24 protein-coding genes and 1 tRNA gene are annotated in these 26,350 nt (G+C 40.9%); 14 read left to right on the forward strand and 11 right to left on the reverse strand.

The features are described 5' to 3' along the window. Positions 1-266: 266 nt before the first annotated feature. The 3 genes from ACSQ6I_RS26155 (at position 267) to frr (ending at position 2,189) form a co-directional block, all read left to right on the forward strand. A complete protein-coding gene (locus ACSQ6I_RS26155) occupies positions 267-845 on the forward strand; it encodes a thioredoxin family protein (RefSeq protein ID WP_438893153.1) in 579 nt (192 codons plus the stop codon). An 80-nt stretch (positions 846-925) separates the two neighbouring features. After that, positions 926-1,654: a UMP kinase gene (gene pyrH / locus ACSQ6I_RS26160; RefSeq protein WP_015212670.1), complete on the forward strand. Its 729-nt coding sequence runs from the start codon at positions 926-928 to the stop codon at positions 1,652-1,654. Continuing rightward, entirely contained in the window at positions 1,641-2,189 is a 549-nt protein-coding gene (frr, locus tag ACSQ6I_RS26165; protein ID WP_323312790.1) for a ribosome recycling factor, read from the forward strand. The genes pyrH and frr overlap by 14 nt, the downstream gene beginning before the upstream one ends. Before the next feature lie 709 nt (positions 2,190-2,898). On the opposite strand, the gene ACSQ6I_RS26170 is transcribed toward frr, so the two are convergent. Next, the gene (locus tag ACSQ6I_RS26170; protein ID WP_438893154.1) at positions 2,899-3,351 is read right to left on the reverse strand and encodes a DUF29 domain-containing protein; all 453 of its coding nucleotides are present in this window, start codon (positions 3,349-3,351) and stop codon (positions 2,899-2,901) included. Between the two features lie 502 nt (positions 3,352-3,853). Between ACSQ6I_RS26170 and ACSQ6I_RS26175 the strand changes: the two genes are divergently transcribed. Beyond that, positions 3,854-4,975 carry a geranylgeranyl reductase family protein gene (locus ACSQ6I_RS26175; RefSeq protein WP_438893155.1) on the forward strand — a complete coding sequence of 374 codons (1,122 nt, stop codon included), beginning with the start codon at positions 3,854-3,856 and terminating at the stop codon, positions 4,973-4,975. 60 nt (positions 4,976-5,035) lie between these two features. On the opposite strand, the gene ACSQ6I_RS26180 is transcribed toward ACSQ6I_RS26175, so the two are convergent. Both ACSQ6I_RS26180 and ACSQ6I_RS26185 read right to left on the reverse strand, forming a co-directional pair. Further along, the gene (locus tag ACSQ6I_RS26180; protein ID WP_438893156.1) at positions 5,036-5,905 is read right to left on the reverse strand and encodes a lysostaphin resistance A-like protein; all 870 of its coding nucleotides are present in this window, start codon (positions 5,903-5,905) and stop codon (positions 5,036-5,038) included. Between the two features lie 191 nt (positions 5,906-6,096). Next, positions 6,097-6,531, reverse strand: a complete 435-nt coding sequence (locus ACSQ6I_RS26185; protein ID WP_015212664.1) for an AbrB family transcriptional regulator — start codon at positions 6,529-6,531, stop codon at positions 6,097-6,099. 1,502 nt (positions 6,532-8,033) lie between these two features. Between ACSQ6I_RS26185 and ACSQ6I_RS26190 the strand changes: the two genes are divergently transcribed. Beyond that, on the forward strand, positions 8,034-9,032 hold the full coding sequence (locus ACSQ6I_RS26190) for a succinate dehydrogenase/fumarate reductase iron-sulfur subunit (protein ID WP_438893157.1): 999 nt from the start codon (positions 8,034-8,036) through the stop codon (positions 9,030-9,032). A gap of 39 nt (positions 9,033-9,071) precedes the next feature. On the opposite strand, the gene ACSQ6I_RS26195 is transcribed toward ACSQ6I_RS26190, so the two are convergent. The 4 genes from ACSQ6I_RS26195 to psbX all read right to left on the reverse strand — a co-directional run bounded on the left by ACSQ6I_RS26195 (position 9,072) and on the right by psbX (position 11,634). Then, entirely contained in the window at positions 9,072-9,599 is a 528-nt protein-coding gene (locus ACSQ6I_RS26195) for a TolB family protein (RefSeq protein ID WP_438893158.1), read from the reverse strand. 135 nt (positions 9,600-9,734) lie between these two features. Beyond that, entirely contained in the window at positions 9,735-10,286 is a 552-nt protein-coding gene (locus ACSQ6I_RS26200; RefSeq protein WP_438893159.1) for a TolB family protein, read from the reverse strand. A gap of 47 nt (positions 10,287-10,333) precedes the next feature. Next, a complete protein-coding gene (locus ACSQ6I_RS26205) occupies positions 10,334-11,251 on the reverse strand; it encodes a Ycf66 family protein (RefSeq protein WP_438893160.1) in 918 nt (305 codons plus the stop codon). 263 nt (positions 11,252-11,514) lie between these two features. Then, positions 11,515-11,634, reverse strand: coding sequence for a photosystem II reaction center X protein (gene psbX, locus ACSQ6I_RS26210; RefSeq protein ID WP_013189728.1), 120 nt, complete (start codon positions 11,632-11,634; stop codon positions 11,515-11,517). A gap of 174 nt (positions 11,635-11,808) precedes the next feature. Here psbX and ACSQ6I_RS26215 point away from each other — a divergent pair, with 174 nt between their 5' ends. Next, positions 11,809-12,102, forward strand: coding sequence for a YggT family protein (locus tag ACSQ6I_RS26215; protein WP_438893161.1), 294 nt, complete (start codon positions 11,809-11,811; stop codon positions 12,100-12,102). A 94-nt stretch (positions 12,103-12,196) separates the two neighbouring features. Here ACSQ6I_RS26215 and accC read toward each other — a convergent pair whose 3' ends face one another. Then, the gene (gene accC, locus ACSQ6I_RS26220; RefSeq protein ID WP_438893162.1) at positions 12,197-13,543 is read right to left on the reverse strand and encodes an acetyl-CoA carboxylase biotin carboxylase subunit; all 1,347 of its coding nucleotides are present in this window, start codon (positions 13,541-13,543) and stop codon (positions 12,197-12,199) included. Positions 13,544-13,890: 347 nt separating this feature from the next. Here accC and ACSQ6I_RS26225 point away from each other — a divergent pair. The 6 genes from ACSQ6I_RS26225 to ACSQ6I_RS26250 all read left to right on the forward strand — a co-directional run bounded on the left by ACSQ6I_RS26225 (position 13,891) and on the right by ACSQ6I_RS26250 (position 20,769). Further along, positions 13,891-13,971, forward strand: a tRNA-Leu gene (locus tag ACSQ6I_RS26225). Between the two features lie 123 nt (positions 13,972-14,094). Beyond that, positions 14,095-14,706, forward strand: coding sequence for a chorismate lyase (locus ACSQ6I_RS26230; protein WP_438893163.1), 612 nt, complete (start codon positions 14,095-14,097; stop codon positions 14,704-14,706). Between the two features lie 363 nt (positions 14,707-15,069). Continuing rightward, entirely contained in the window at positions 15,070-15,846 is a 777-nt protein-coding gene (locus tag ACSQ6I_RS26235) for a pentapeptide repeat-containing protein (protein WP_438893164.1), read from the forward strand. A gap of 385 nt (positions 15,847-16,231) precedes the next feature. Next, entirely contained in the window at positions 16,232-17,944 is a 1,713-nt protein-coding gene (locus ACSQ6I_RS26240; RefSeq protein ID WP_438893165.1) for a DUF3352 domain-containing protein, read from the forward strand. 265 nt (positions 17,945-18,209) lie between these two features. Beyond that, on the forward strand, positions 18,210-19,262 hold the full coding sequence (gene ccsB, locus ACSQ6I_RS26245; RefSeq protein ID WP_438893166.1) for a c-type cytochrome biogenesis protein CcsB: 1,053 nt from the start codon (positions 18,210-18,212) through the stop codon (positions 19,260-19,262). Positions 19,263-19,677: 415 nt separating this feature from the next. Then, a complete protein-coding gene (locus ACSQ6I_RS26250) occupies positions 19,678-20,769 on the forward strand; it encodes a DNA-methyltransferase (protein ID WP_438893167.1) in 1,092 nt (363 codons plus the stop codon). Between the two features lie 8 nt (positions 20,770-20,777). On the opposite strand, the gene ACSQ6I_RS26255 is transcribed toward ACSQ6I_RS26250, so the two are convergent. Both ACSQ6I_RS26255 and ACSQ6I_RS26260 read right to left on the reverse strand, forming a co-directional pair. After that, positions 20,778-21,353 (reverse strand): restriction endonuclease, encoded by a 576-nt coding sequence (locus tag ACSQ6I_RS26255; protein ID WP_438893168.1) that lies wholly within the window; start codon positions 21,351-21,353, stop codon positions 20,778-20,780. A 98-nt stretch (positions 21,354-21,451) separates the two neighbouring features. Next, a complete protein-coding gene (locus ACSQ6I_RS26260) occupies positions 21,452-21,700 on the reverse strand; it encodes a helix-turn-helix domain-containing protein (protein ID WP_438893169.1) in 249 nt (82 codons plus the stop codon). 152 nt (positions 21,701-21,852) lie between these two features. Here ACSQ6I_RS26260 and tilS point away from each other — a divergent pair, with 152 nt between their 5' ends. Continuing rightward, positions 21,853-22,839 carry a tRNA lysidine(34) synthetase TilS gene (gene tilS / locus ACSQ6I_RS26265; protein WP_438893170.1) on the forward strand — a complete coding sequence of 329 codons (987 nt, stop codon included), beginning with the start codon at positions 21,853-21,855 and terminating at the stop codon, positions 22,837-22,839. Positions 22,840-22,881: 42 nt separating this feature from the next. Here the strand turns inward: tilS and hmpF are convergent, their stop codons facing one another. Next, positions 22,882-24,633, reverse strand: a complete 1,752-nt coding sequence (hmpF, locus tag ACSQ6I_RS26270) for a pilus motility taxis protein HmpF (RefSeq protein ID WP_438893171.1) — start codon at positions 24,631-24,633, stop codon at positions 22,882-22,884. Between the two features lie 379 nt (positions 24,634-25,012). Between hmpF and ACSQ6I_RS26275 the strand changes: the two genes are divergently transcribed. Beyond that, on the forward strand, positions 25,013-26,218 hold the full coding sequence (locus ACSQ6I_RS26275) for a response regulator (protein WP_438893172.1): 1,206 nt from the start codon (positions 25,013-25,015) through the stop codon (positions 26,216-26,218). Positions 26,219-26,350 lie beyond the last annotated feature (132 nt).

Below are 26,350 nucleotides of genomic sequence, written 5' to 3' on the forward strand. Positions count from 1 at the left end.
GTAGTTTAAATTTGGTATGGCAAGTTTGAGCTAAACAAATAGGTGGCGCTTTACAGTATTTTTAAAGAGAATTTACCGAAATATTATGGTTTTGGATGATTAGAGTAGCACCAGTAAGAGATCAAGTAGTTTTACAATTTACGCCAACTCAATTAGTATATAAAATTAATTGGATATAAAACAAATGCTAAGGCGTAGTTTTACACCTGGAAACTAACGCTTATTTTGAAAAAGTTTTTGTTCCTAGTTCCTTCGGGCGAAAGAAGATGAATATACTAGAAACAATTGATACTCCTATCGGAAGTTACGCTCCAGATTTTGAGTTGCCAGGAATTGATGATCATGTACACCATCTCAGTCGTTACTTAGAAAATTTGCGCTCAGTCTGTGTTATTTCCATTTGTAACCACTGTAATTATGTGGATTTGTATATAAGCAGACTAAAAACTATTCAATCGGAATTTTCCCCTAGGGGCTTCACACTGATTGGATTAAATTGTGGTGATGGTAACAATGATGTTAGTAGTGGGGAAGAACTTGACGCTGTATCCAACTTTGAGAGGATGAAAGCATTTGCCCTCCATCATGAGTTAAATTTCCCCTATCTATGGGACTCAACTCAAGATGTAACTCAGAGCTTTGGGGCAGTTAGCACACCAACGGCTTTTTTAATAGATAGTGATGGGATTTTGCGCTACAAAGGTCAAATTGATGATCACCCGCAAGAGCCACTAGCTTCAGGAGTGGATTATTTGAGAAATGCGATCGCTTGCTTATTTGCAGGTCAAGCAATCCAGCCAGCACAAACACAACAGGTGGGGACACCATTAGTATGGCGTAAATAGACCTAATAGACACAGATAGCGCATTGTACTGCTATCTTAAATTGGAGGCAATTGCAACTTATTTGATAAAGTGTAACTTCATGGGAACGAATTACCGACGGGTTTTACTTAAACTGAGCGGTGAAGCTTTGATGGGCAACATGGGCTATGGCATTGATCCAGAAGTAGTCAAGGAAATAGCCGAACAGTTAGGAGAGGTGGTAGCCACTGGCGTTCAAGTCGCTATTGTCGTTGGCGGCGGCAATATTTTTCGAGGGGTGAAAGCGGCATCGGCGGGGATGGACAGGGCAACCGGCGACTACATTGGGATGATTGCCACGGTAATGAATGCCATGACGCTGCAAGATTCACTAGAACGAATAGGGGTACAAACGCGGGTACAAACTGCGATCGCTATGCAAGAAGTAGCCGAACCTTATATTCGTCGTCGCGCCATCCGTCATCTCGAAAAAGGGCGGGTGGTAATTTTTGGTGCAGGTTCGGGAAATCCCTTCTTTACCACAGATACAACTGCCGCCTTAAGAGCAGCAGAAATTGACGCAGAAGTGATTTTTAAAGCCACCAAAGTAGACGGAATCTACGACGCTGATCCCGAAGTTTATCCTGATGCCAAGCGTTACACAACCCTTACCTACACCCACGTTTTGGCTAACGATTTACGAGTCATGGATAGCACCGCAATTGCCTTGTGTAAAGAAAATAATATTCCCATTCTGGTATTTGACTTGACGGTGCGAGGCAACATCCACCGAGCAGTAATGGGAGAATCTATTGGTACCCTTGTGGGAGGTTCTTGTGAAATTAGATGAAGCCGAAAGTAAAATGCAACATACCGTTGAGGCGACTCAACGAGCTTTTAATACCATTCGCACAGGTCGCGCTAATGCCAGCCTATTAGATAAAGTACAGGTGGAATATTACGGTACACCTACAGGGCTGAAATCTTTAGCAAACATTAGCACACCTGATGCCTCAACAATTCTGATTCAACCTTATGATAAGGGCAGCCTAAACATAGTTGAAAAGGCAATTTCTTTGTCAGATATAGGAATAACTCCCAGTAATGACGGTTCTGTTATTCGGCTGAATATTCCGCCTTTGACAAGCGATCGCCGGAAAGAATTTGTCAAAATGGCTGCTAAGTATGCTGAAGAAGGTCGAGTTGGTATTCGCAATATCCGTCGTGATGCTCTTGACTCAATTCGTAAACAGGAAAAAGCTGCGGAAGTTTCCGAAGACGAATCACGAGATCAGCAAGACAAACTGCAAAAACTGACCAACAAGTACACAGCAAAAATAGATGAATTGCTGTCAGAAAAAGAAAAAGACATCACAACAGTCTAAGCAGTGCTGAGTACCGAATACCGAGTATTGAGTACTGAGTACCGAATAACCCACAATTATCAGCTAAATTTATGGTGGGTTACGGACTACCGTCCTCTAAGCGTAGCCATGCCCGCAAGGGCTTTAGTCACCCCATGATTGTTGGGTAATTTATTTTTTGGTGTTCCCTAAATTTGTAGGTGGGGGGAACTCATGATTTAAGTAGGTTGGCGTTAAAAATTGTCCTTGGGATAAGGCCTACGGTGTACACACAAGTACTATCTGCAAGGGTTTTAGGCGTTATAGACCCCTTAAATTGTCATTACGAGCGGAGCGAAGTAATCACATAATCCCGTGGTTTTTGCGATTGCTCCGTCGTTCCTCCTCTCTACGAGACGCTAACGCGAACGCAATGACAGGCTTCCAGAGCGATCGCAAAACCTCAAGCTAGATGACGAAACCAAGCACTAGTAGGAATTTTAAGACTTGTGTGTACACCGTAGGGGATAAGGCAGGGGGCAGAGAGCAGGCTTGCCGTGAGTTTCGACAAGTCTTACAGTGAGCTTGCCGAACTGCTCAACTACCGCGTAGCCGATAGCGTAGCGTGGCGTTAGCCATACGGGAGCAGGGGGGAAAAAGGGTTTTAGCCTTGTTTACTTTTCTTTACAGAGTTTGGTTTTATTTTGCCTACCTACTTATAGCTTAATCTCCTCCCTGCCTTTTCCCTGTTTTATGCCGGTAAAAAATCATCCTCTGTTACTTCTGCTAAATGATATGGACATATCACAGGAAAAGACTCCACTGGTAAACCCGTTTCAGCTTTTGCTTGCTTAACTGCTTGTGTATAACATTCTGAAAAAATGCTCTCCAGATAGGGTTTGAGACTAGGAGAATCCTGGAGAGATTCTTGAACACGTCTCCGATGTTCAATAATACTTCCTTCCCAACTACCGCTTCTCTTCTCAGGCGGAAACTGCCATTTGAGTAAATGCAGTAGAATGACAATCAGATTACTTTTAAGACTTTTGCACTCACTCCTTCCCATGTCGCCAATTTCTTCAATGAGGTTAGCCCAGTCTACATTTGCGTAGTCCTGACTTTGCAATTTTGCTACAGTTGTTTCTATCCATTGCAAGTAGTCAGTTTCATATGGGGTTGGGGAATGGGTCTTTAACAAAGACATGGCTGTTTCCATAGCTTTTACATAGGGCTTACTGTTCGCGGAGCGTGCCGTTAGGCATATAAATGTAAAACCTAGATAAATCAAGAGATTCAGGGGTAAAAAAGTTGAATAAGGTGCAAGGAATAAGGGATGATACCAGCAAAAGTCAAACAGTTTTTCAGGTTTTGAAGGATTCTCAAAAATTCTCTTTTTCTCCTCCTGACTCCTGACTCCTGACTTCTGACTCCTAGCCCTCACGGAAAGACTTTTATGGCTTACGCCACGCTACGCTATCAGCAAGCCCTACTTAGATTATAGTTTTTCTAAATGCAAATGCCTGGAGGAGGCTACGCGATCGCTCGCTTTAAAATAGAGCTACTTTTGTCAACTCGTAATCATCCTGAAAATATTATGAAGGATGCGGTGATAAATTATTATTCACTAAAAATTTACCAAAAATCCAAAACCCTTATATATACTGGAAAGTCAACTAATTAAAATAAAAAGCAAAAATTCAGTAATTATGTACGACTGCATCATTGTCGGTGCTGGTCCAGCAGGTGGAACAGCAGCATATCATTTAGCCAAGCGGGGACGCTCAGTATTAGTTTTAGAGAAAGAATCCCTACCTAGATATAAGCCTTGTGGTGGTGGTGTGTCACCAGCGATCGCTCAATGGTTCGACTTTGACTTTAGTCCCGCAATTTCCGTCAAAGTAGATTCCCTGCGTTTTACCTGGAAACTAGAAGATCCCGTAGAAGCAAAAATCGGCATCAAAGAACCAGTCTGGATGGTGCGACGAGATATTTTTGACCATTTCTTAGTCCAACAAGCCCAAAATCAAGGAGCTGAACTCCAGGACAATACAGAAGTCAAAGGTATTGAATTTAAAAATGATCATTGGCAAGTTAACACAGCTAATGGACACGTCACAGGTCGTTACTTAATTGCTGCTGATGGTGCAAAAGGTCCAATGGCAAAATGGCTAGGTTTTAAAGACCGTAAACGCCGTTTAGCAGGTGCATTAGAAGCTGAAGTTGCTGCTGAAGTAGTCAACAAAAACATGGCACACTTCGAGTTTGGCTTGCTGAAAAATGGATATATTTGGAACTTCCCCAAAGCTGATGGTTATTCTATCGGTGTAGGTACATTTATTGGTGGCGAACCTCAAGACTTTAAGAAAATTTTAAATGAGTATGCCAAATCCTTTAACGTAGATGTCACAACTAGTAAGCAGTACGGTCATCCCATCTGTTTGTGGGATGGTAATCAAAAGCTACATACCCAAAATGCCCTTTTAGCTGGTGAAGCAGCTTGTGTAGTTGATCCCTTTACCGCAGAAGGTATTCGTCCCTCAATTTTTAGTGGTGTTCTAGCAGCACAATTCATTAATGAAGCTCTCGCTGGTGATATCAACGCCTTAGCAAATTACACTGAGGCTATTAATGAACAGTGGGGAACTGACATGGCTTGGGCGCAAAAATTAGCAGGGGCGTTCTATCGCTTCCCCGGTATTGGCTACAAAGTCGGTGTTAAACGTCCCTCTGGCGCTCAAATCATGGGTAAAATTCTCTGTGGAGAATTGCGATATGGTGATGTTGTAGGTCGTGCATTGAAACGGTTGATTCCCGGTTTTGGCGGTTAGGGAATAATTCGTAATTCGTAATTCGTAATTCAGGATGATGATTACGAATTACCACTAATTTCAAACGGGCTGAGAAAATAACCAGATCATTACTCCTGTTCCCAGAACGCAAAGAACCCCAGTCAAGCCGGCTAGGGGTTTTTTGTTTTTACCTGTAAACACTTCTGAGACTTTTCCAGTGTAGGTAATTAGTTCTGCTGTATCTATGGTAGCGATCGCCCATACCCATCCCGCATGAAGTCCCCAAGCTATCCCTAAATTATTGTGCTCAGCAACTCTAGCTACTACCAAAACCATCCCCATCAGCCACAATCCGGGGAGTTGGGGTGCAGTTTCCCGTTGTTCCCAAACTAAATGTAGTAACGCAAAAATCAAGCTAGAGATAATCGCCGCTACCCAAATTGCATAATCCTTTTCTAACTGAGTCAACAAAAAACCCCGAAAAATTAACTCTTCTATTCCACCAACAAATAAAGCCACCAAGGAAATTGGTAACAAAATAGATGGTATTAACTTGAGATGAGATTTTTCTAAATAGCACCAACCCAGCCAAAATTGGCAGGTAAACACCATCACAAGACCCAATACACCCAGTCCAAAACCTAGCAGTAAGGAACCAAAAATAGAAAAGTTCCCAACCAAGCCATAATCAGCAAAAGACCCAAGTCCTAGCCAATTAAATCCCCAGAGAATTAAGGGCGCTAATAAGTAGAGAGAGACTAATAAAGGTATTTTTTGCTCTGGTTGTAAAGGTTTATTAATTTGCAACTTGAGCATGATGGCTGCGATCGCTGCTAATGGCAACCAAGACCCTACCCAAACAATGAAAAAGGCCATCACGACAACTACTACTGGTGCATTTTTCAATAACGCCAGTAATATATTGACTGATGGCTCTAAAAGTGATAAAAGAACAGGCAAAAAAATCACGATAGACTTCTAGTAGAAATAAAGTTCTTGCTTATTATTCAAGACTCTACTAGAATTTGTGACTCATGCAAAAGGTCAAATTGTATTTTGTTGTGTGAATATATACTTAAACTACAAATATTATTTATTTGTAGCAGTAGGGACAAGTTATCAAGTATTTACCTAAAACTTCCCCCTACTATCAGAAAAGTTTATTCCTCTTCATCTTCCAACTCTGCTTCATCAGAGTCTACATCCTGCGGGGTTAATTTTTTATCACTTTCGCCTAACTGAATCAAGTGAATATGCTTGTAACCCAACCTAATTTCAAACTCATCACCAGGCTTTAAGCCCATTGCTTTGGTGTAAGTAGCACCAATCACAATTTGACGATTTTGGTGAACACTAACACGGTATGTCGGTTCGCGCCCACGTCCATCTTTAGGTGCTTCTGGGCTGAGAGGAATACCTCTAGCTGACAACAAAGCATCATAAAAATCGGTGAGATTAACACGAACCTGATTATTCTTAGTAACGGTGTAATAGCCGCACTGCTTCGCTCTTTCTCGGCGTGGTAAATTAGAAAGCTCTTTTACTTTAGCCAGCAGTGCTTTTCCGGTTAATGGTGCGGTTGCAGTTTCAGTCATTATGCTCAAAATTTCCTTAATCTCTAGCTGATCATCAATGTAGTCTGAACACAGTAGTTAGCTTTTTAGCCTCTACACAGAGCTACTCAATACTGGTGGGTGAGGGTGAATTCCTGCTGATATGAGCAGCCCAAGTACCTCTATAAATGGTTTAGCACCTTAAATTAGAGGTTAGGGTTGTCACAGACATTTATTTAGGTGATTTTACGGCACTTTTAACCATCATTCGCCATGAGAAATAAAAGTATTTTATTTTTGGCGCTACTGTAGCGGTGTAATTTTAAGCCACCTTTACAAATCAGGTTAGTTCTACTCCAAAAAAGTCGTAGATACAATAAATGGCAGGTTTTTCACTTTTAGTGCTTGCCTTTCTTGCCATTGAGTTGTAAGGTCATCCCTACTCATCATCTCAAGCTGAGGACAGCATTGTATTGGCTTACGGTCTTGCGGACATACACCCTATTGTCCTGCTAGTAGAGATATGAATTTTCTTATCTCTACACTATGAATAAACAAAGCGGTAGTAGTCGCACTTATACGGCGATTGGTACTGGTTTTGTTAATTCATAATTTTATATTAAATACTAGCATGGACTAATAATAGCAAAATATTTATTTAATTTAAAATTCAATTTGCAATTCAAGTTTTTTTTTAAATCCCTGGACTTGAGGAGAGAAAAAGCAGTGTAGATTTTTCTCTGGCTTTATACTGTCATGAGTTTTGGGTCAAGGCTTTTATAAAAATTCATATAATTGAGACGAGCAGTTTTGAGTGAATGAGTTAAATCCACGGTTTTCTTGATAGAGATGAGACAAAAAGCGATATGGATTTTTCGCCATGTTTATTAGTATCAGGCCAAATCTCTCAAATTATTCTGCACTTCTGTCTAGCGGAAGAATAAATTTACCACATCTATCCGCTGCTTGATAGCCATAGCCCGATAATTGTTATCCGCTTTAACACTTCTATATATTTAAAAAATTTCTACTTCGCTGCTGCTTAAGAACTTTTGATAACTAGGACTTGACTAAAGAAGGATGAAGTGTAAAGGATGAAGTAGTTGGCAGTAGATATCTTGCCTATTGTGAGGGAAAAGGAAAAAATTTTTTCAACTATTAGACCTTTTATGGCTGTGAGGATGAAAAATTCCAGTTCTTCAGTCTTTAGTTGACTGTGGTTGACATCAAGATGTATAAGCTGCATTTAATCAAGTAAGCACCTCTAGAGGTGAAACACTCCACTCTGTACTCCCCAACAGTAAATTAAATGCAAAGGGATGATTCCTTTTTACTGTTGAATTGCTTTGAGAAGATAAATTTGGCTGATTGCACTTCTACGACTAAACTTTTAATGGTTATCGTTAAACTGGAATCATGAGAGCCTTAAGCGTCAGCTTATTAGGCACTGATGTTATGTACAATAGCTCATTTTTCACAACAACCGACCTGAACTCATGATTTTTGAGGCAGGTAAGGCAATTTAAAAAATTTGGTTGGTAATAATGGAAGTTATTTTTAAGATTATTCGGCAGCAACAAAACTCTACTCCTGTTGTGCAAAGCTATCCTTTGCAGGTAGAAGCAAGTAGTACAATCCTAGATTGCCTCAATCAGATTAAGTGGGAACAAGACGGTACTTTAGCATTTCGCAAAAATTGCCGCAATACGATTTGTGGTAGCTGTGCGATACGAATCAATGGACGTTCGGCGTTAGCCTGTAAGGAAAATGTTGGCAGTGAACTGGCTAGATTAAAACAAATTCCATCGCCGCAAAACCAGGATAATACCATTGCTGAAATTGCGATCGCTCCTTTGGGTAATATGCCAGTGATTAAGGATTTGGTCGTGGATATGAGCAGTTTCTGGAATAATTTAGAAGCGGTTGCTCCTTATGTAAGTACAGCAGCACGACAAGTCCCAGAAAAAGAGTTTTTGCAAACACCACAAGAGCGATCGCTCCTCGATCAAACCGGTAACTGTATTATGTGCGGTGCTTGCTATTCTGAATGCAACGCCCGTGAAGTCAATTCGGACTTTGTTGGTCCCCACGCCCTCGCCAAAGCATATCGTATGGTAGCAGATTCCCGCGATAGTGATACTGAAAATCGTTTAGAAAATTATAACGAAGGTACTAAAGGCGTTTGGGGTTGTACTCGTTGTTTTTACTGCGACTCAGTTTGTCCAATGGAAGTTGCGCCATTAGAGCAAATCACCAAAGTTAAACAGCAAATTCTTGACCGCAAACAAGCCAGTGATAGCAGGTCAATTCGTCACCGTAAAGTATTAATCGAGTTAGTTAAATCAGGTGGTTGGATTGATGAACGCCAATTTGGTATCCAAGTAGTTGGTAACTATTTCCGTGATCTCAAAGGATTACTCAGCCTTGCACCTCTAGGTCTGCGAATGCTTGTCCGGGGTAAATTCCCTCTTTCCTTTGAACCCTCACAAGGTACTCAACAAGTGCGATCGCTCATCGAATCCGTCCAAAAAATCGAATCCTGATTGAGGACTGGGGACTGGGTAGTAATTACGAATTACGAATTATTTAGGTTCTTGCGGGATATTCAATTGTCTTCCAGCACGGTCATACAGCAAAATATCCCATTGTCCATTATTACTAAACTCAAAAGCAATCCTACTACCATCAGCACTAATTGTAGGATTGCGGATTTCTGCTTGCAGACTAGGAGTTAAATTCCTTGATTGGCGCGTCTCCCGGTCATAAAGAAAAATGCTCGAACGACCCTGACGACTCGCAGTAAAAACAATATAACGACCATCTTGGGTGACAGAAGGGTGAGAAGCGATCGTATCAAAAGAGTTTAAACCCGGTAAATCCACCAAATTCCGAGTCACAGTATCAAACATATAAACATCTTCGCTACCCCTACGGTCAGTAGTAAATACAATATATCTCCCAGAAATTTGCGGATTTAACTCTGAAGCCAGACTATTAAGACCCCGTCCACCAGAATCAAAAGGATAACTCAACAAACGCGGATAACCAAAACACCCAGTTAACAAAGTTGAGCTTAAAAATAAAATAATAGGTAATTTGTAATTGGTCATTGGTCATTGGTCATTGGGCATTGGGCATTGGGCATTGGGCATTGGGCATTGGGCATTGGGAAGCAGAGGAGAATCAATAATTTCTGTTCCCAATTACGAATTACGAATTACGAATTACGAATTACGAATTACGAATTATTTTACAGTTGCACCATTAGGAATATCTAACTCCACCGTCGGTCCACGATCTAGCACTTCTACATCCCATTGCCCACGACTAGCAGATTCAAAGACGATATAACGTCCATCAGGACTGATATGAGGCTTTCTCACCCAACCCCGATAGGTAGGTGTGAGAATTTGTGATTTTTGCAGAGCGCGATCGTAAAGTGCTACAACTGCTCTACCTTGATCACTAGTTAAATAACAAATATAACGACCTGTATAGCTGAGACTGGGACTTTCTGCGATCGTTTCCCGTCGGTTCAAGCCTGGTGTGGAAATAAAACTTTGGGTTTCCAAGTCGTATATCAACAATTGCTGATTACCATTTCGATTAGAAACAAACGCCAAAAAGCGACCATTTCCACTCAAAGACGGTTGTTCCTCAGTATAACGACTGTTCAGAGAAGATACCCCTAAAGGAATATCACCAGAACCACAGGACACAATTAAACTAGTCAAACTAAAAACTAGGCTCCAATAAATTGGTTTTTGGAGCCACAACATAGACGTAAATGTTCTCACATCAACCGCATTCCGCCGCCTTTGAAACTACCATCCCCCCAACTGTTCTAAATATCATCATCAAAATCAGTCGAATTATCTCCCCTATCATTTGGCTTTTCAATTGGGTTATACGGTACATAATCAGTAGGAATAGCCTCATCATCTTCCCTAACTCTGCGAGGAGATGAATCAGCAGGTGGACGACGCTTTCTTGGTCTAGGAGCAACATCATCCTCACGAACCTCTGGGCGTTGAGGTCTGTTATTACTGCGACGGGGCTGTTTTTTTACATCCTCCTGGGGACTTTCCCAATCATCAACTTCCCTAGACACAGAACCCCAATTTTCTTGTTCATAACTTTCAGTAGGGCGACTCGCAGAGCGCCCAGAGGTAGGACGACGTTTCCTTTCTCCAGTTTCCGGCTTTTCTGTGCTATTACGGCGTTCAGAACGACGGGGGGTTTGATCCTCATAATAATTATCACGGGTTGGACGCTCATCTTTGCTAGCGCGAATCCTCGCACGTGGGGGACGTTCTTCTTCTTCCTCCTCGTAATAAGGTAGAGGTTCCAAATCTGCATCCATCTCCGCTTGATAATTGCGTCGCTCAGTGTAAGAATATTTTTTGCTTACTTCCCGCTCATCATCCACAATCGGAGTGTTTCGTTTGGCTTGTTGGGTTGCTATACTCCGCAAACGAATACTTTCAACTGCAAAAAATACAGTAGTACCAACTAAAAGCAACTGACCAAATTGCAGAATGGGATCTAATCGCCATCCTTGAAAAATGAGAATAAAACCGCACAATAAGCCAACTGCTGCAAAAAAGATATCCTGATCTCGTGACAATTCTGGCCGCACTGTGCGGAGAAAATACAGCGCTGCCCCAGCCACAGCCAGGAAAATTCCTAGTACACTGGCTGAGTTAGCCCCAAAATTTACCTGAGCCAAAAAATTGGCTGAGTTCAGCCCAAAATTTATCATTGCTGTTGTCCCAATATCAAATCTATGTTAGCGGGTCACAATTAAAATCACTACTCTAACTATTGACAATAATATGAAAGCTTCAAAGCATCTGGCAAAGAAGCTCTGAAGCTGTTTACCGTTATTGGGGATTAGGGATTAGTAATTGGTGATGGGAGAGAATAATCTATCATCTGTCACCTGTCACCGTTCGGACTTCGGCGTGAGCGCTCAGTCGAACGCTCACGGCGTAAGCCTGTCACCTGTTCCCTTTTCCCTTTTCCTTATGAACGTTGGATTTTATCTTTTTGGCTAATGAAGATTAGCCCTACTGTTGCTGGAATAACCACAATTGCAGTACCCCAAACCAGACTCCAAAGAAAATTTGCTAAAGAGGGTGTCATAATTCTCAACCTTTTTTTACACACTTCATTTTAATTTTAATCTTAATCCTGTATCACTTTCTTGAGAAGAGACAACAGCATTTAGTTAAAATGAGAGAGAAGGCTTTACAAAGCTTCAACTTTTCTGGCTTGCGTCCAGGTTTTATATTTACTCACAGATATTGACTCAAAGTAATGACAGGTGCTAACTTGACCTCCTTGATTCTCGGCCTCTTTTTGGGACTGATGATATTTTTGTTTATTTTCCGCATCATTCTCACTTGGTATCCACAAGTGAACCTCAACCGTTTGCCATTTAATCTGATAGCCTGGCCAACAGAACCCTTCTTAGTGCCATTGCGAAAGTTAGTACAACCTATTGGTGGGGTGGATATCACCCCCATAATTTGGGTTGGTATTTTCAGCCTAGTACGAGAAATTCTTTTAGGTCAGCAAGGTTTACTGACCATGATGTCGCGCGTAAATTAGGTGACAGGTCATAAGAGGCAGGGGTGCAGGGTGCAGGGTGCAAGGGGGAAAACTGAAACGGAGCTTGTACTCTGCACCCATTACCCATTACCAATCACTGAATTTTCATTTCCTGCACAAAATTAGTGTAAACATTACCTGCCAAAAACTGTGGATTTTCCATGATTTTTTGGTGAAACCCAATGGTGGTAGGGAGTCCGGTAATTGCACACTCTCGCAATGCTCGTTTCATGCGGTTAATAGCAGTAGCCCGGTCTGGCCCCCATACAATTAACTTACCAATTAGGGAATCGTAGTAAGGCGGAATTTGATAATCTGTGTACACATGAGAATCAATCCGCACGCCAGGGCCTCCGGGGGGTAAATAACCACTAATTTTGCCTGGGGAGGGACGAAAATCATGATCTGGGTCTTCGGCATTGATACGGCATTCAATGGAATGACCCCTGAGAATAACTTTGTCTTGAGTTAAATTGAGTTTTTCACCTTGGGCAATGCGGATTTGTTCTACAAGTAAGTCGATACCAGTCACCATCTCTGTGACTGGATGTTCAACTTGTATGCGGGTGTTCATTTCCATGAAATAGTATTTACCGAATTTATCTAAGAGAAACTCGATAGTACCTGCCCCGGTGTAGTTGATGAATTGAGCAGCTTTCACCGCAGCTTGTCCCATTTTTTTCCGCAGGTTTGAGTCAAGTGCTGGACTGGGGGCTTCTTCTAGCAGCTTTTGATTACGGCGCTGAATTGAGCAATCTCTCTCACCTAAGTGGATAACATTACCGTAGTTATCCGCTAATATTTGAAATTCTATGTGGCGTGGACGTTCGATAAATTTTTCTATATAAACGCCGGCGTTGCCAAAAGCTGCTCCTGCTTCTCCTTGAGCTGCATGGAAAAGTTTGGTGAATTCATCTTCGGAACGGACAAACCGCATACCCCTGCCACCACCACCTGCTGTGGCTTTAATCATTACAGGGTAGCCGATCTTTTTAGCGATCGCTATTCCTTCCTGCTCAGTCTCTACCAAACCATCACTACCCGGTACTGTCGGTACTCCGGCTTTTTGCATGGTTTCTTTGGCTGTGGCTTTATCTCCCATTAACCGAATAGCTTCGGGACTAGGGCCAATAAAGGCAATATGGTGATCAGCACAAATTTCCGCAAATCGAGCATTTTCTGCTAAAAAGCCATAACCAGGATGAATAGCAGTAGCATTGCGCGTCAAGGCCGCAGCAATAATATTGGGAATATTCAAATAACTTTTACTGCTGGCTGGTTCACCAATGCAAACTGCCTCATCAGCAAGTTGGACGTGGAGAGCATTCCGGTCAACAGTGGAGTGAACAGCAACTGTCGCAATTCCCATTTCTTCACAAGCTCGGAGAATGCGAAGCGCTATTTCTCCCCGATTAGCAATTAAAATTTTGTCAAATTTCATTTTCTAGCTTCGATATTAGTACCACGTAGATTGACATTCTCTCCCATCCCGTTGAAATAAAGCTGTCGCATTACTGCAAATTTTAACAGGAGATTCCCCACCCTCATTTTTAGTAGAGTTCAGGATTGGATTGCTTGCCTCCCCGAATCTTAGCTAAACTAACAACATTACGGCTGTCAGTCTTTGCCAGTTTCCCTCACTTGGCTTTTTGAAAGATATCCATAACTTTTAATATCACTTGTGCCGCAACTATATTTCTGTCAGCTTCATACCCGCATTCAAAGAATTTGGGAAAAAATTCGCCTTATTTGTTTTTTTTATGCTATATTAAAGTCTAGTCAAATTTTGCGGATGTGGCGGAATTGGTATACGCGCACGCTTGAGGTGCGTGTGGCTTTGCCTTGCGAGTTCGAGTCTCGCCATCCGCATTTTTATGTCCTTAGTTAATAATTGCTGATGTATAGATTTATCAGCCTAATTTGCCCAGGTTCCTAATTAGAATCTGGGTTTTTTGTGCTTTCATAGAAATAGGTGAAGTTTTGTAAATAACATTGACTACTATTGTTACGCCCACAAATAACTCAACATTGCCAACCGCTTGGCATCGCCTAAATCCTATTTGGGAAGGTGGAGAGAAGGATATTCAAAAAGGTTTACCTCATGCTCAGTTAGCACCAGCATGGCAATTGCTACTTTTAGGTGATGGTTCTCCAACTAGGCATTTACAATTACTTACTTGTGAGCCTATAGAAGTGGATGTCATTGATATGGCTTTGATTGGCATGAACGCTGATGCTGCTCCCGATTTAATTCAAGCTGTCCCAGGGCCACGACTGCGCCGACAAGTATGGCTGCGTACTTCCTCTGGTCAGCGATTGGGTTATGCTACTTCTTGGTGGGAAGCTAGTCATGTGGATGAGTTTTTGCAAAACCGTTCTCTACCGATTTGGGCAAGTTTAGCTCGTATTCGGACAGAATTATATCGAGATATTAGAGGTATTTACTGTGGTTCTTCAGCTGCCCTAGAGTCAGGCTTTGATCAAGTTGGGCCTTTTTGGGGTCGCCATTATTTGTTTTGGCATCATGGACAGCCTCTAACCTTGATTTATGAGGTTTTTTCGCCTTATTTAACTAAATATTTGGGTCAACAACAAGGTTATTAGAAAAAAGGCTGAAAACCATTGAGGATGGTGCTGATTATGAAAATAGATTTAGTCCAAAATGTAATAAAAATAACTTTTCTCTTCGGTACTACGACTCATGTGCTTAAGTCGCATCGTTTGACGTACTTGAGTGAGAAAAGGTGATTCCGATGGTTTGTAAAAGTTTGTTGCTTCAGCCATACGAGCAGTTCATTAGCAAAGGTGAAATTATTAAGAATTAAGATATAAAACTTAAATTTCGCAATAAATAATTGATAAAAAGTACGATTATGCGGTAATTTGATACCGTAAAAGTAATTATACCTCATCTGCGGTACAATTATGAATTATGCCTTCTCTAGAACTTTAATAATGGGAAAATGAATGGCTAATTCTGAACATTTGGAAATCCTTTGTCAAGGAGCCAAAGCGTGGAATACTTGGAGAGAAAGCAACCCAGCAAAGATTCCTGATCTAAGTGGAGCATTCATTAGCTTTATGGGTTTAGCTGATTCATGTAATGGTGGGTCAGTAGAGATTGCCTATGACTTTGAAGAAGATGAGGTGGATTTAACAAGATTAAATCTTAGCAGAGCTAATATGAAAGGCTGTGACCTTGAAATGCTCGATCTCAGCGAGGCAAATCTCAGTTATGCGGACTTGAGTCAAAGCCAGTTTCTCTGTTCAGTAGAATTTACCAAGGCTAACTTTTTCAAAGCCAATTTAGTCGATGCAGACTTCAGTTTTGGTGTCCTTATGCAAGGACTTTTTTTCAAGGCATCTCTGACACAAGCAAATTTCACAGATGCCAATTTAACTAGGGCGCTTCTATCAGCAGCAGATTTGGAAGATGCAAGTTTAGTTAGAGCTAATCTGAGTAATACTAAACTTGTTGGAGCAAATTTTAGGAATGCAAACCTTGAGGAGGCAAATCTTTACGAAGCTGACCTCAGAGGTGCGGATTTTACGGGCGCAATACTCAAAAAAGCTAACTTAAACAAAGCCTTGACAAGAGGGGAGACTAATTTCGGCAAGATGGGTATATTCGATCTTAGTTCATTGAACCGTAGTCATGTTGTTTTCAAGAATGCCGATTTAAGGAATGCTACGTTGATTGATGTGGACTTAAGTGAAGCCAATCTTAATGGAGCAATATTTTGATAGGTCTATTTCCCATCATCTCGACAGATTTATAAACTGGAACAGCCGATTAGGTTGTCTGTTTTCGTTCGCAATTAGGCAAACCCAAGGAATCGTCCAAGTTGTTAAATACCGAAAATGGGTTGGCGACGCAAGACACAAGTGATCGTTAAGCGATCGCAGCATAATACAAATGTTATGCAGCTCGGTTCTGGACAGGAAAAGACTTTCATCCCTTTCGACCTTCAAAATATGCGATTCCTACGGAGCGCTGAACGCTATCGCTCATCTTGAGGCAGAGAAGTGCCAAAGGGACTAAAGTGTTATAGCTGGTGACAGATGAGATAATTACGAATTACCAGACTAAACTAGATAACTAGCAAGTTGGGTTAGGTAGTAAGTTGCAATGGCACCATCTATTGTGTCTAATTGGATGATGAAAAAAAAGAAACCGTCTTTGGTGCTAACGCTATCAGCTGCCGGGTTATTGATTGGTATAGGGAGTGCAGCATATTGGTTTTTTGCCCAAGGACAACTATTTTCCAGAAATTTGCCAGTGGGTGCAAATATTATTCCTGAAGATGCCTTAGCTACAGTTTCCTTGACGACGGATACTAAGCAATGGCAAAAATTGCAGGAGTTTGGAACATCAGAAACTCAAAAAGAACTGAATAAAAATTTAGTACAACTGCAACAACGGTTTCTCACCAATAATGGTTATAACTTTGAGAAAGATATTCAACCGTGGGTAGGTGATGAAGTCACGATCGCTATTTTGGCTCCTTCAGCCGCAAAACCTTTATCTAAACCAGTAGCCACTAATGTTGAAGTTGCTTCTGAGCAATCAGTAGTCATGGTGCTACCAATTAAAAATCCAGAAATCGCCAAAAGTATTTTGGCACAACCGAAAGCCCTCAAACAAGGTAAATGGATTGACCGCACTTATCAAGGAATCGCTATTAAACAAACTGAAGGACAAGCTGGAGGTAAGCTTTCAGCAGCATTGATAGATCAGCGTTTTCTTGTAATTACAGATAATGCTAAGGCCACAGAAAGGACGATTGATGCTTATAAAAGCAAAGCATCTTTAGCAAGCATAGGGGGCTTTGTTCAAAATTTTTCAAAAATGGCCAATTATCAACCTTTTGCTCAATTTTATGTCAATGTGCCGATCGCAGCAAGAATAGCGGCAAAAGCTCCCAACCGTCCTTTACCAGCCCAGGTTTTGGCACAACTTCAGAATAACCAAGGTTTAGCGGGAACTGTCACTTTAGAACCGAAAGGAATCCGTTTAAAGGGTGTTTCTTGGTTAAATCCTAACAGTCAACGAGTGCTGGCAGTAGAAAATCAAGCTGGAAGTATGCAAAATCGCCTACCCAACGACACTTTAATGATGCTGACTGGTAGTAACTTAAAGCGGTTATGGGCAGACTACGTTTCTACATCTAGGGGAAATCCTTTATCACCAATCATGCCTGAACAAGTGCGACGGGGTGTAAAGTCGTTGACAAATTTGGATTTAGATCGGGATTTGCTAAGTTGGATGAAAGGTGAATTTTCAGTTGCAGTGATTCCTAGTACCCCAAAAGATGGTTCACCGGATAATTTCCGAGCGGGGTTGGTATTTATGACAAAGGTAGGAGGCAAAGGTGGAGAAGACCAAAGGAGTGTGGCGGAAACTTCCTTAAAACAGCTAGATGAGGCAATGCAAAATCAATACCAGTTTAAGATTCAATCGGCAACTGTTGGGGGTAAACCTGTTGTCAACTGGATTTCACCTTTTGGGACTTTAACTGCTACTCATGGCTGGTTAGATGAAGATGTGCTTTTTTTCGTTTTGGGCGCTCCTATCAGCGATAAAATTGTTTCCAAACCCAAAATTACACTAGGCAGCACTCTCGCTTTTCAACAAACCGTCCCCAGAGAATTGAATCCAGCCAAGGGTCTGTTTTTTTTGGATGTGGAACGAGCTGTTAAAAGCTTTACTCTGAATACAACGTCTCCCAGTCAACAAGCATTGCTTGCAGCAATACGGACAATTGGGCTAACAACTGCGGTTAATGATAGTCGCAGTCAGCGATATGACATATTTCTAGAACTTAAAAAAACTGGGAAGTAGGAATTGGAAGCAGGAGTCAGGAGTCAGGAGTCAGGAGGCAGGAGTCAGGAGTTAGGAGGCAGAAGGCAGGAGGGTAGGAGAAAGATAAATATTCCTCTTCCAGTTCCCAGTTCCCAATCACCAGTTCCCAATCACCAATTACCAAAAATAGATAGGATCAGAATAGTTGGAATTAAATCAGTCGAAAGTGATTAAGGTGTGAGTTAGGTTTATTGTCTAACTCCGTCTGATAACTGATACAAGTATTTACTGGGGAGAAGAGTTTATGAATCTGGTTGTACTCCAGAACTGGCTAGATAATGCCTCTTTTGCTGTCTTATTCTGCACCATGCTGGTGTATTGGGTGGGGGCAGCTTTTCCGAATTTATCGGCAACTGCGGCTTTGGGGACGGCTGGAATGGCGATCGCTAATTTGTGTATTGCTACTCTACTAGGGGCTAGATGGATTGAAGCTGGCTATTTCCCCCTGAGCAATCTCTATGAGTCCCTATTTTTCCTGACTTGGGGTATTACTGCCATCCATCTAATTGCAGAGAATAGCAGCCGTAGCCGCTTGGTGGGGGTTGTAACTGCTCCTGTAGCGATGGGAATAGCTGCTTTTGCTACTTTGACACTACCATCAACTATGCAAGTGTCAGAGCCATTAGTACCTGCTTTAAAGTCAAATTGGCTAATGATGCACGTTAGCGTGATGATGTTAAGCTATTCGGCTTTGATGGTAGGTGCGTTGTTAGCGATCGCTTTTTTAATTGTCACTTACGGAAAAAACATTCAACTACAAGGTAGTTCCATGGGTACAGGTGGCTATCGCAGCAATGGTTACAAGTTACTTAAAGCCGGTGAGGTGATTTCTCAACCCCCAACACCCGCTGCGGAAAATAATGGCTTTTCTCGTTTGGAAACCAATAACAACGGCAATGGAACTGCTGTTTTAGATTTGGTAACTGTATCGGAAACTCAAACTGTAGAATCTACTGAAACTCTTTCCCCTCAACGCCTCAGTCTAGCTGAAACCCTGGATAATATTAGTTATCGCATTATCGGTTTGGGATTTCCCCTACTGACAATTGGTATTATTGCCGGTGGTGTTTGGGCTAACGAAGCTTGGGGATCTTACTGGAGTTGGGACCCCAAAGAAACCTGGGCGTTAATTACTTGGTTAGTTTTCGCTGCCTATCTTCACTCTAGAATAACTCGCGGTTGGCAAGGAAGAAAACCGGCAATTTTAGCTGCTAGTGGTTTTGTTGTGGTTTGGATTTGCTATCTTGGTGTGAATCTTTTGGGTAAAGGTTTACATTCTTACGGTTGGTTTTTCTAAAACTTCACACCTAGCCCCTCTCTGCAAGCCTACGGTGTACACACAAGTACTATCTGCAAGGGTTTTAGGCGTTATAGACCCCTTGAATTGTCATTACGAGCGGAGCGAAGTAATCACATAATCCGGTGGCTTTTGCGATTGCTTCGTCGTTCTTCCTCTCTACGAGACGCTAACGCGAACGCAATGACAGGCTTCCAGAGCGATCGCACAACCTCAAACTAGATGACGAAACCAAGTACTAGTAGGAATTTTAAGACTTGTGTGTACACCGTAGCTCTGCAAGCAGAGAGGGTTTAGAAAGGATATTGGTAATAGAGCGAAAGCACAGTTTGAGGTATGACCTTGTTTGATAACCTGTTTTAGGTTATTTTATTTATTAACGCAATTATTTTTCTAATAACGGGTACATATAACAGTGAAAACTGAAAAAGAAAAGCTACCATTAGATCAGATTATTTTAGGAAACTGTAAGTCACTGTTAAGTAGTTTGCCGGATGAATGTGTAGACTTAGTTATATCATCACCCCCATACAACTTGGGAAAAGAATATGAGGCAAGGCAAGCTCTTGATATTTACCTAGAAGAGCAAACATCTGTGCTAAGACAGTGCAGCCGGATTCTCAAACAAACAGGTTCACTTTTCTGGCAGGTTGGGGCTTTTTCTGATAAAGGAATGATGATTCCTCTTGATATTCGTTTCTTTCCAATTTTAGAATCATGCGGCTTGATTCCTAGAAATCGTATCATCTGGGCTAGACAACATGGTCTCCATGCTCAAAAGAAATTTTCCTGTAGACACGAAACAATCCTCTGGTTTACTAAAACGGGTAACTATACATTTAATTTAGATGGTATTAGAGTTCCACAAAAATATCAAAATAAGAAGCATTTTCGAGGTGAAAGAAAAGGAGAACTTTCATGTAATCCAGATGGAAAAAATCCTGGAGACATTTGGTTGTTCCGTAATGTGAAACATAATCATGAAGAACAAACTATACACCCGTGTCAATTTCCCGAAGATTTGGTAGCTAGAATTGTATTAGCTACAACTCAAAAGGGTGACTTAGTTTTTGATCCATATATGGGAGCAGGTACTGTAGCCATTGTAGCCAGAGATCAAGAACGACACTTTATGGGAACAGAATTAGATCCTAAGTATCATCAAGTGGCACTTCGTCGTCTTAGTGGAAAACCTGATCAAAATGGCTGTTTTCCGAATTTAAAAACTTTGCGAGATTACGCGGAAAGTACAGATCAGAAAATTGAAAACTTTAAGTTCGACGTGCAAGTTGGAAAAAAGCCATCAGAAAGAAGTAAAGCAAAAATAAATCCTGAAGAGTACCATTTACAGGAAATGGAAGAGCGATTGTTTTATGAAGAAGCAGCTTTTGCAGCTTCTTTGCGAAATGAAAAATTACCTGTAGATCCAAAACTCAATGGGAACGGGAAAAAAACATCAACAAAAAATACAATGGCTGAACAAATAGAACTTAAATTATATGGCTAAATAATTACTTATTCAAGGATACGAAATTTGCAACGTTTGCTTCCTGATATACTAGTCAGTACTTCACATTTACAAATTGTTCTTTTTTGAATAATCCTAGAGTACCTCGTATTTTCATACACTGATGAAATAGCTGAGATAATCGTATTTGGCTGTTCAAATAGTCCAACAAGTCTAATTGGTACATCAAACACATTATGTTGAATTAAAGCCGTTAACTGCTCAACAGCCTGTTCATAGTAAAGGGTACTATTAGAAGCAGGAAACATCTGAGCTTTTGTGATAATAACCACCAGATTTGTAGAGTGTCCTACAAAATTTACACCAGCTTTAAAGAATAATTCTGAGCGCAGGACGTTATTTAATAAAAACGGGTAGTTGGAAAACTGACTCTCAAGTATAATCCCTGCTTTACCAAAATCAATGTCTTTTCCTAAAAAACGGTATGCTGGTGGAATTAGTATATTGCTCTGCCATCCAAGTTTAACTAAGGCTGTTTTGATGTGTTCGTTGCTTCCTACTGGATCAAATATAGGATTTCCTTGAATCTTTGCTTGATCAGAAGGCTTGATATGTAAAAGCATTTCAGCAAGTGTATGACTAATCTCATTCCACTCAGTTCTGTAATGTGTAGCAATAATAGTATCTGCACCGTTGAAATCTAAAAACTGGATATTAATGGCTAATCCTCCTCTTTATCTTCTAGAAGTTGTTTGATGAATGTTGCTGGTTCAACTTCAAGAACTTCAGCTACTTCTAAAAATTCAATGAGATCCAGACGACGTTCACCACGCTCATATTTGGATACATAAGATTGTGGACGTGAAAGTTTTTCTGATAGCTCAGATTGAGTCAATTTAGCTACTTTGCGAGCTTGAATCAGCAATTGACGAAAGCGATGATATTTCTTGCTGAAGACTGATTTGGACACATCAATTGGCTTTTGCTCTGCGGCGCTTGACTAAGTATTCATAACAATTAAACTTGAATTACTGAACTTAAGGTATGAATTCAGATATTAAAACCTTTTGTGGCTTAAACCCAAAATGGGTTATTCTAGTGAAATGCTGTTAAAAATATAAAATGACATGGACTCCACTCCACGCCCAAATACATCGTACCATCCGCTCCCGCCATTTATTTACACCTAACCAACGGCTATTAGTGGCGGTTTCTGGTGGACAAGATTCTTTATGTTTAATTAAATTATTATTAGATTTACAACCTAAATGGGGATGGAATTTAGGTGTTGCTCATTGTGATCATTGTTGGCGTGAAGATTCCCAAGCTAATGCTGATCATGTGCAGAATTTAGCACAAAGTTGGAATATACCTTTTTATTTAGAAACGGCGATAAATCCTGTTAATAGTGAAGCATCAGCACGAAATTGGCGATATCAGGCTTTAACTAAAATTGCCCAAAATCATAATTATCAATATATCGTCACTGGACACACGGCAAGCGATCGCGCGGAAACTCTGCTTTATAATTTAATGCGTGGTACTGGTGCAGATGGTTTACAAGCTTTAACTTGGCAACGTCCACTAGCTGATAACATTCTGTTAGTGCGTCCATTATTAGAAATTACTCGCTCCCAAACAGAGGAATTTTGTCAAAATTTTAACTTGCCAATTTGGGAAGATTCCACAAATCAAAATTTACAATATGCGCGAAACCGCATTCGCAAAGAATTAATACCCTATTTACAAGAAAATTTTAACCCCCAAGTAGAATCAAATTTAGCCCAAACTGCCGAACTATTGCAAGCAGAGGTGGAATATTTAGAACAAGCAGCCCTTCATTTGCGAGAAGAAGCAATGGAGGACAATATCAACCATCCTCTGAGGTTAAATCGGCGGGTATTGCAGAAAGCACCTCTAGCCCTGCAACGTCGTGTCATGCGTCAGGTGCTGCAAGAAATATTGCCCAATGCGCCTAACTTTGAACATATCGAGAAATTAACGGCTTTAATCACAGCCCCAAATCGTTCCCAAACCGATCCTTTTCCTGGTGGAGCCACAGCAATAGTACAAGATAGCTGGATTTGTATAAAAAAAGATAAAGAATAAAGGCTGATATATTTATTGTTCATCCTTCATTCTTGATTTCTGCTATGAAGCAAGTAACTGTAAATCGGGTATCAAACTCTGGAGAGTTTGACGCATTTCGGTAATAGTCTGAATTTGAGAATCACCAGTTTCTTGAACATGAGCCAAAGAATTAGAAATGACTTGCAGCTTATCCCGTAAACCATCCAAACAATCTTGAATAGGTTGTAGTGCTTCTTGATAGAGATTTACCCTACCCCAGCATTGATCATTTGTTGTTTGCAAGTTGAGTAATTTTGCTTCTATGGTTTTTAGTTCTTGGCGCTTTTCATCTAGTACAAAGTTTTGATGATCAATTCCCTCTTGGTTCATCTCTAGCTCGGCACTCAGTAGCGAAATCTCACTTTCGAGCTTTTGCAGTTCTTGGGAGTATTGTTGTCGTTGGTGATCAATTTGGGCGAGAATTGACTCTAAATTAATAGTGTTCTCACCTGGAGAATTGACAACAGTCTGTCCTTGTCGTTGCAAGAGTATATTTTGGTTGCGCGTTAGAGTTTTTTGTCGATCTATTAAATTACGGCGTTGTCCTTCCAAACTATCATTGAGCATCTGGTACAGGAGTTCTTCATCTGCTAGTTCTGCTTCTAAATTTTTTAAATCTTCCCCTGATGCTTGCTGTATCTTTGTTTGCAGTTCTTCTATACTTTCTTGTTTGTAATTGAGTTCTTGTTCTTGTTCTTGAACAAAAATAGAGTCTTGGTGCAACTTTTCCTGGTCTTCTGCCACCATTTTTTGCAGTTCTTCCAGGGGAATTGTCTGCAAAGCTTCCACATCAACGTGCTGTTCGACAGCTAAATTACCAGCCGTTGCTACCAAAGCCTGGGTTTGTTGGTATAAATCTTCTTGATTTTGCAACTGCTGTTTGAGTATGGCAGAAAACTCCTCTTTATTTTTCAGCGTGGCAGTAGTCAGTTGAAACTGAACTAGTTGTTGCTCTAAAGAAAGTATTTCAGTTTGGCGATCGCGCAAAGTTTGGGAAATTTGTTCAACTTCCTCTTGCTGTTGATGAGCCAAAGTCAGTTGCGACTCTAGTTGTTGCCAATGTGGGTTAAGAGTAGCTTGTTGCTGTTCGATGAGTTCAAAGGCACAATTAAGGTCTTCCCGTAATGTTCCAGTGGAACTAATGTCATTCGTAGACAAGCGCTTGAGTAAATCAGCGATGAGCCGACTTTGCTCCTCACCCAAAACTGAACCCTGGGGGGCATCTGCTTTGATCTCATCTAGACGACGCTGTTCTCCCCGTAAATGCTCCCAAGCACCTTCGAGTTCCTGGCGATTGCGTTCAACTTCTGCTTGCAACTTTTCAATTTGCTCACGGGACGTTTCAACTTCCTGCTTTTGCGTTTCCAGGCGTTGAACATCATTTTCCAGTTGTTGCAGTTGTTCTAATCTTGATTCCATGTCCATTTCGCGGCGATTTAGCTCTTGGACTTGAAACATTAGCGACTGCTTCCACTGGTCAATCTCGTCTTCTTTGAGCTTAAATTTTTCCATCTGGCGGGAAAAATTCTGCAAAATGTTGACTAGGGGACGGCCAGCCTCTTGAATCCTTTGCACTTGGCGATTCGGACTCAGTTCCACTAGTACTAATGCGCCATCGTTCAATTTGCCTGCTTCTTCAGCAGTGATAGTTTCTTCTGATACAGTGTTCCAATTCTGGTCGCTTCGTTGACAAGCTAGTAGTTTTAGTTCTGTTTTAGAACCACCACTGAGTAAGCCGCCTTTTTGCTTTTGTACTTCTGCTAAATACAGCACACCGCTAGTCCTTTTGATGCACTTTACGTCCGTGTTTTGCGATATATCTTAGATTATTTTGTTAACTTGTCTTGTTTAACCTCAGTTTAGCAGCACAAGATAAACAAAACTATTTATGGAAGTGATATCTCACATCTTGATATATCTTGATATTTGGTAGACGCGGCAATGTCGCATCTTTTATATCCTGTACCCATGATAGTAATTATGACTACCGTGTGAACACTAAGTTTGTCAATCATTGATCACAAAAGGATCATGTCTGGTTTCTGAGACTGTTTGTCTAGGTCATCTTAACCTTAGTTGCAACATGAAAAAACTGAAAGTAACAATTGATATAGTAATCTCTCTTGAATGCCACGGAGGGTTTTTTAGCTAAATGCAGGGAAATTTAAACGAGATTGATATTTACAGTATCCTACAACTGATTTCCTTAGGACAAAGAACTGGGCAGTTGTGGGTAGAAGCGCATCATTCTTACCCAACTCACAAACTGAGTGGAGAAGACACGCTCAAGTATCGTTCGTCGGGAGAGAGCAAACCACAGTCTTGGTTTGTATTTTTCCTGAATGGTCAAATAGTCTATTGTCAAGCTGGTGAAAGTAGTTTATCTCGGATTGATGATTACTTGCGTCATTATCGAGTTGAGCGGCGGCTTAATAAAACGCAACTTGCCACCTTAGAATCTACGAATTCCCCAGAGTATGCGTACATTTGGGCGCTTCTAGAGCAGAATATTATTACCCCAAAAATAGCTCGCAATATCATTCATGGCTTAGTACATGAGACACTCTTTGATCTGTTGAGTTTACATCAAGGTAGTTTCATTTTTGATTTAGGTACAGCACTTGTTCCGCAATTAACTAGCTTGGAAATAAACACTTTAGTAACAAAAATCACTAAACAAGTACAAGAATGGAAACAATTATATCCCCATATTCAATCGCCAGAACAGTTGCCAGTACTGGCTGATATAGAAAGATTTCGGCACTCATTACCAGCATCAACAGTTAATAAGTTACAACATTGGGCAGATGGTAAAACATCCCTACGGCAATTAGCTCGTTATCTCAACCGTGACATTTTAACCGTTGCCAAAGTTATATATCCTTACGTACAACAGGGGTGGCTACAATTAGTATATTCTGTGACTGATAGCCCTAGCAATCAAATACCAAACGGGGAGCAACTAGATCAGAAGAAAGGACGGATAGTATGTATTGAAGATGCGATCGCAATCTGCCAAACTGTAGAGTCAATCTTGAACCCACAGGGCTATGAAGCAATCTGCATCACCAAACCCTTAGAAGCCCTCAGCCTCGTTTTTCAACTCAAGCCAGATTTAATTTTATGCGACATTGCCATGCCGGAATTAGACGGTTACGAAATTTGTGCCATGCTGCGACATTCCACAGCATTTCGGCTGATCCCAATCATCATGCTGACAGGTAAAGAAGGATTTATTGATCGCGTCAGAGCTAGGATGGTTGGGGCTACAGATTATTTAACAAAGCCATTTGCAGATACAGAATTACTGATGCTGGTCGAAAAATATATCAACATAGATTCTGGTGTGGGAATATAAACGGAATACAAGACTTGTGGATTTGCTCAAACATAGGGTAAAAAATGTTATCACAGAATCAGCTAACTCCAGTAAGATGTCTAGAATCAGTAAATTATTACAATACTAGAATTAATTTATACAGTTAATATT

Source organism: Anabaena sp. WFMT, assembly GCF_051781005.1.
Taxonomy (GTDB): domain Bacteria; phylum Cyanobacteriota; class Cyanobacteriia; order Cyanobacteriales; family Nostocaceae; genus Anabaena.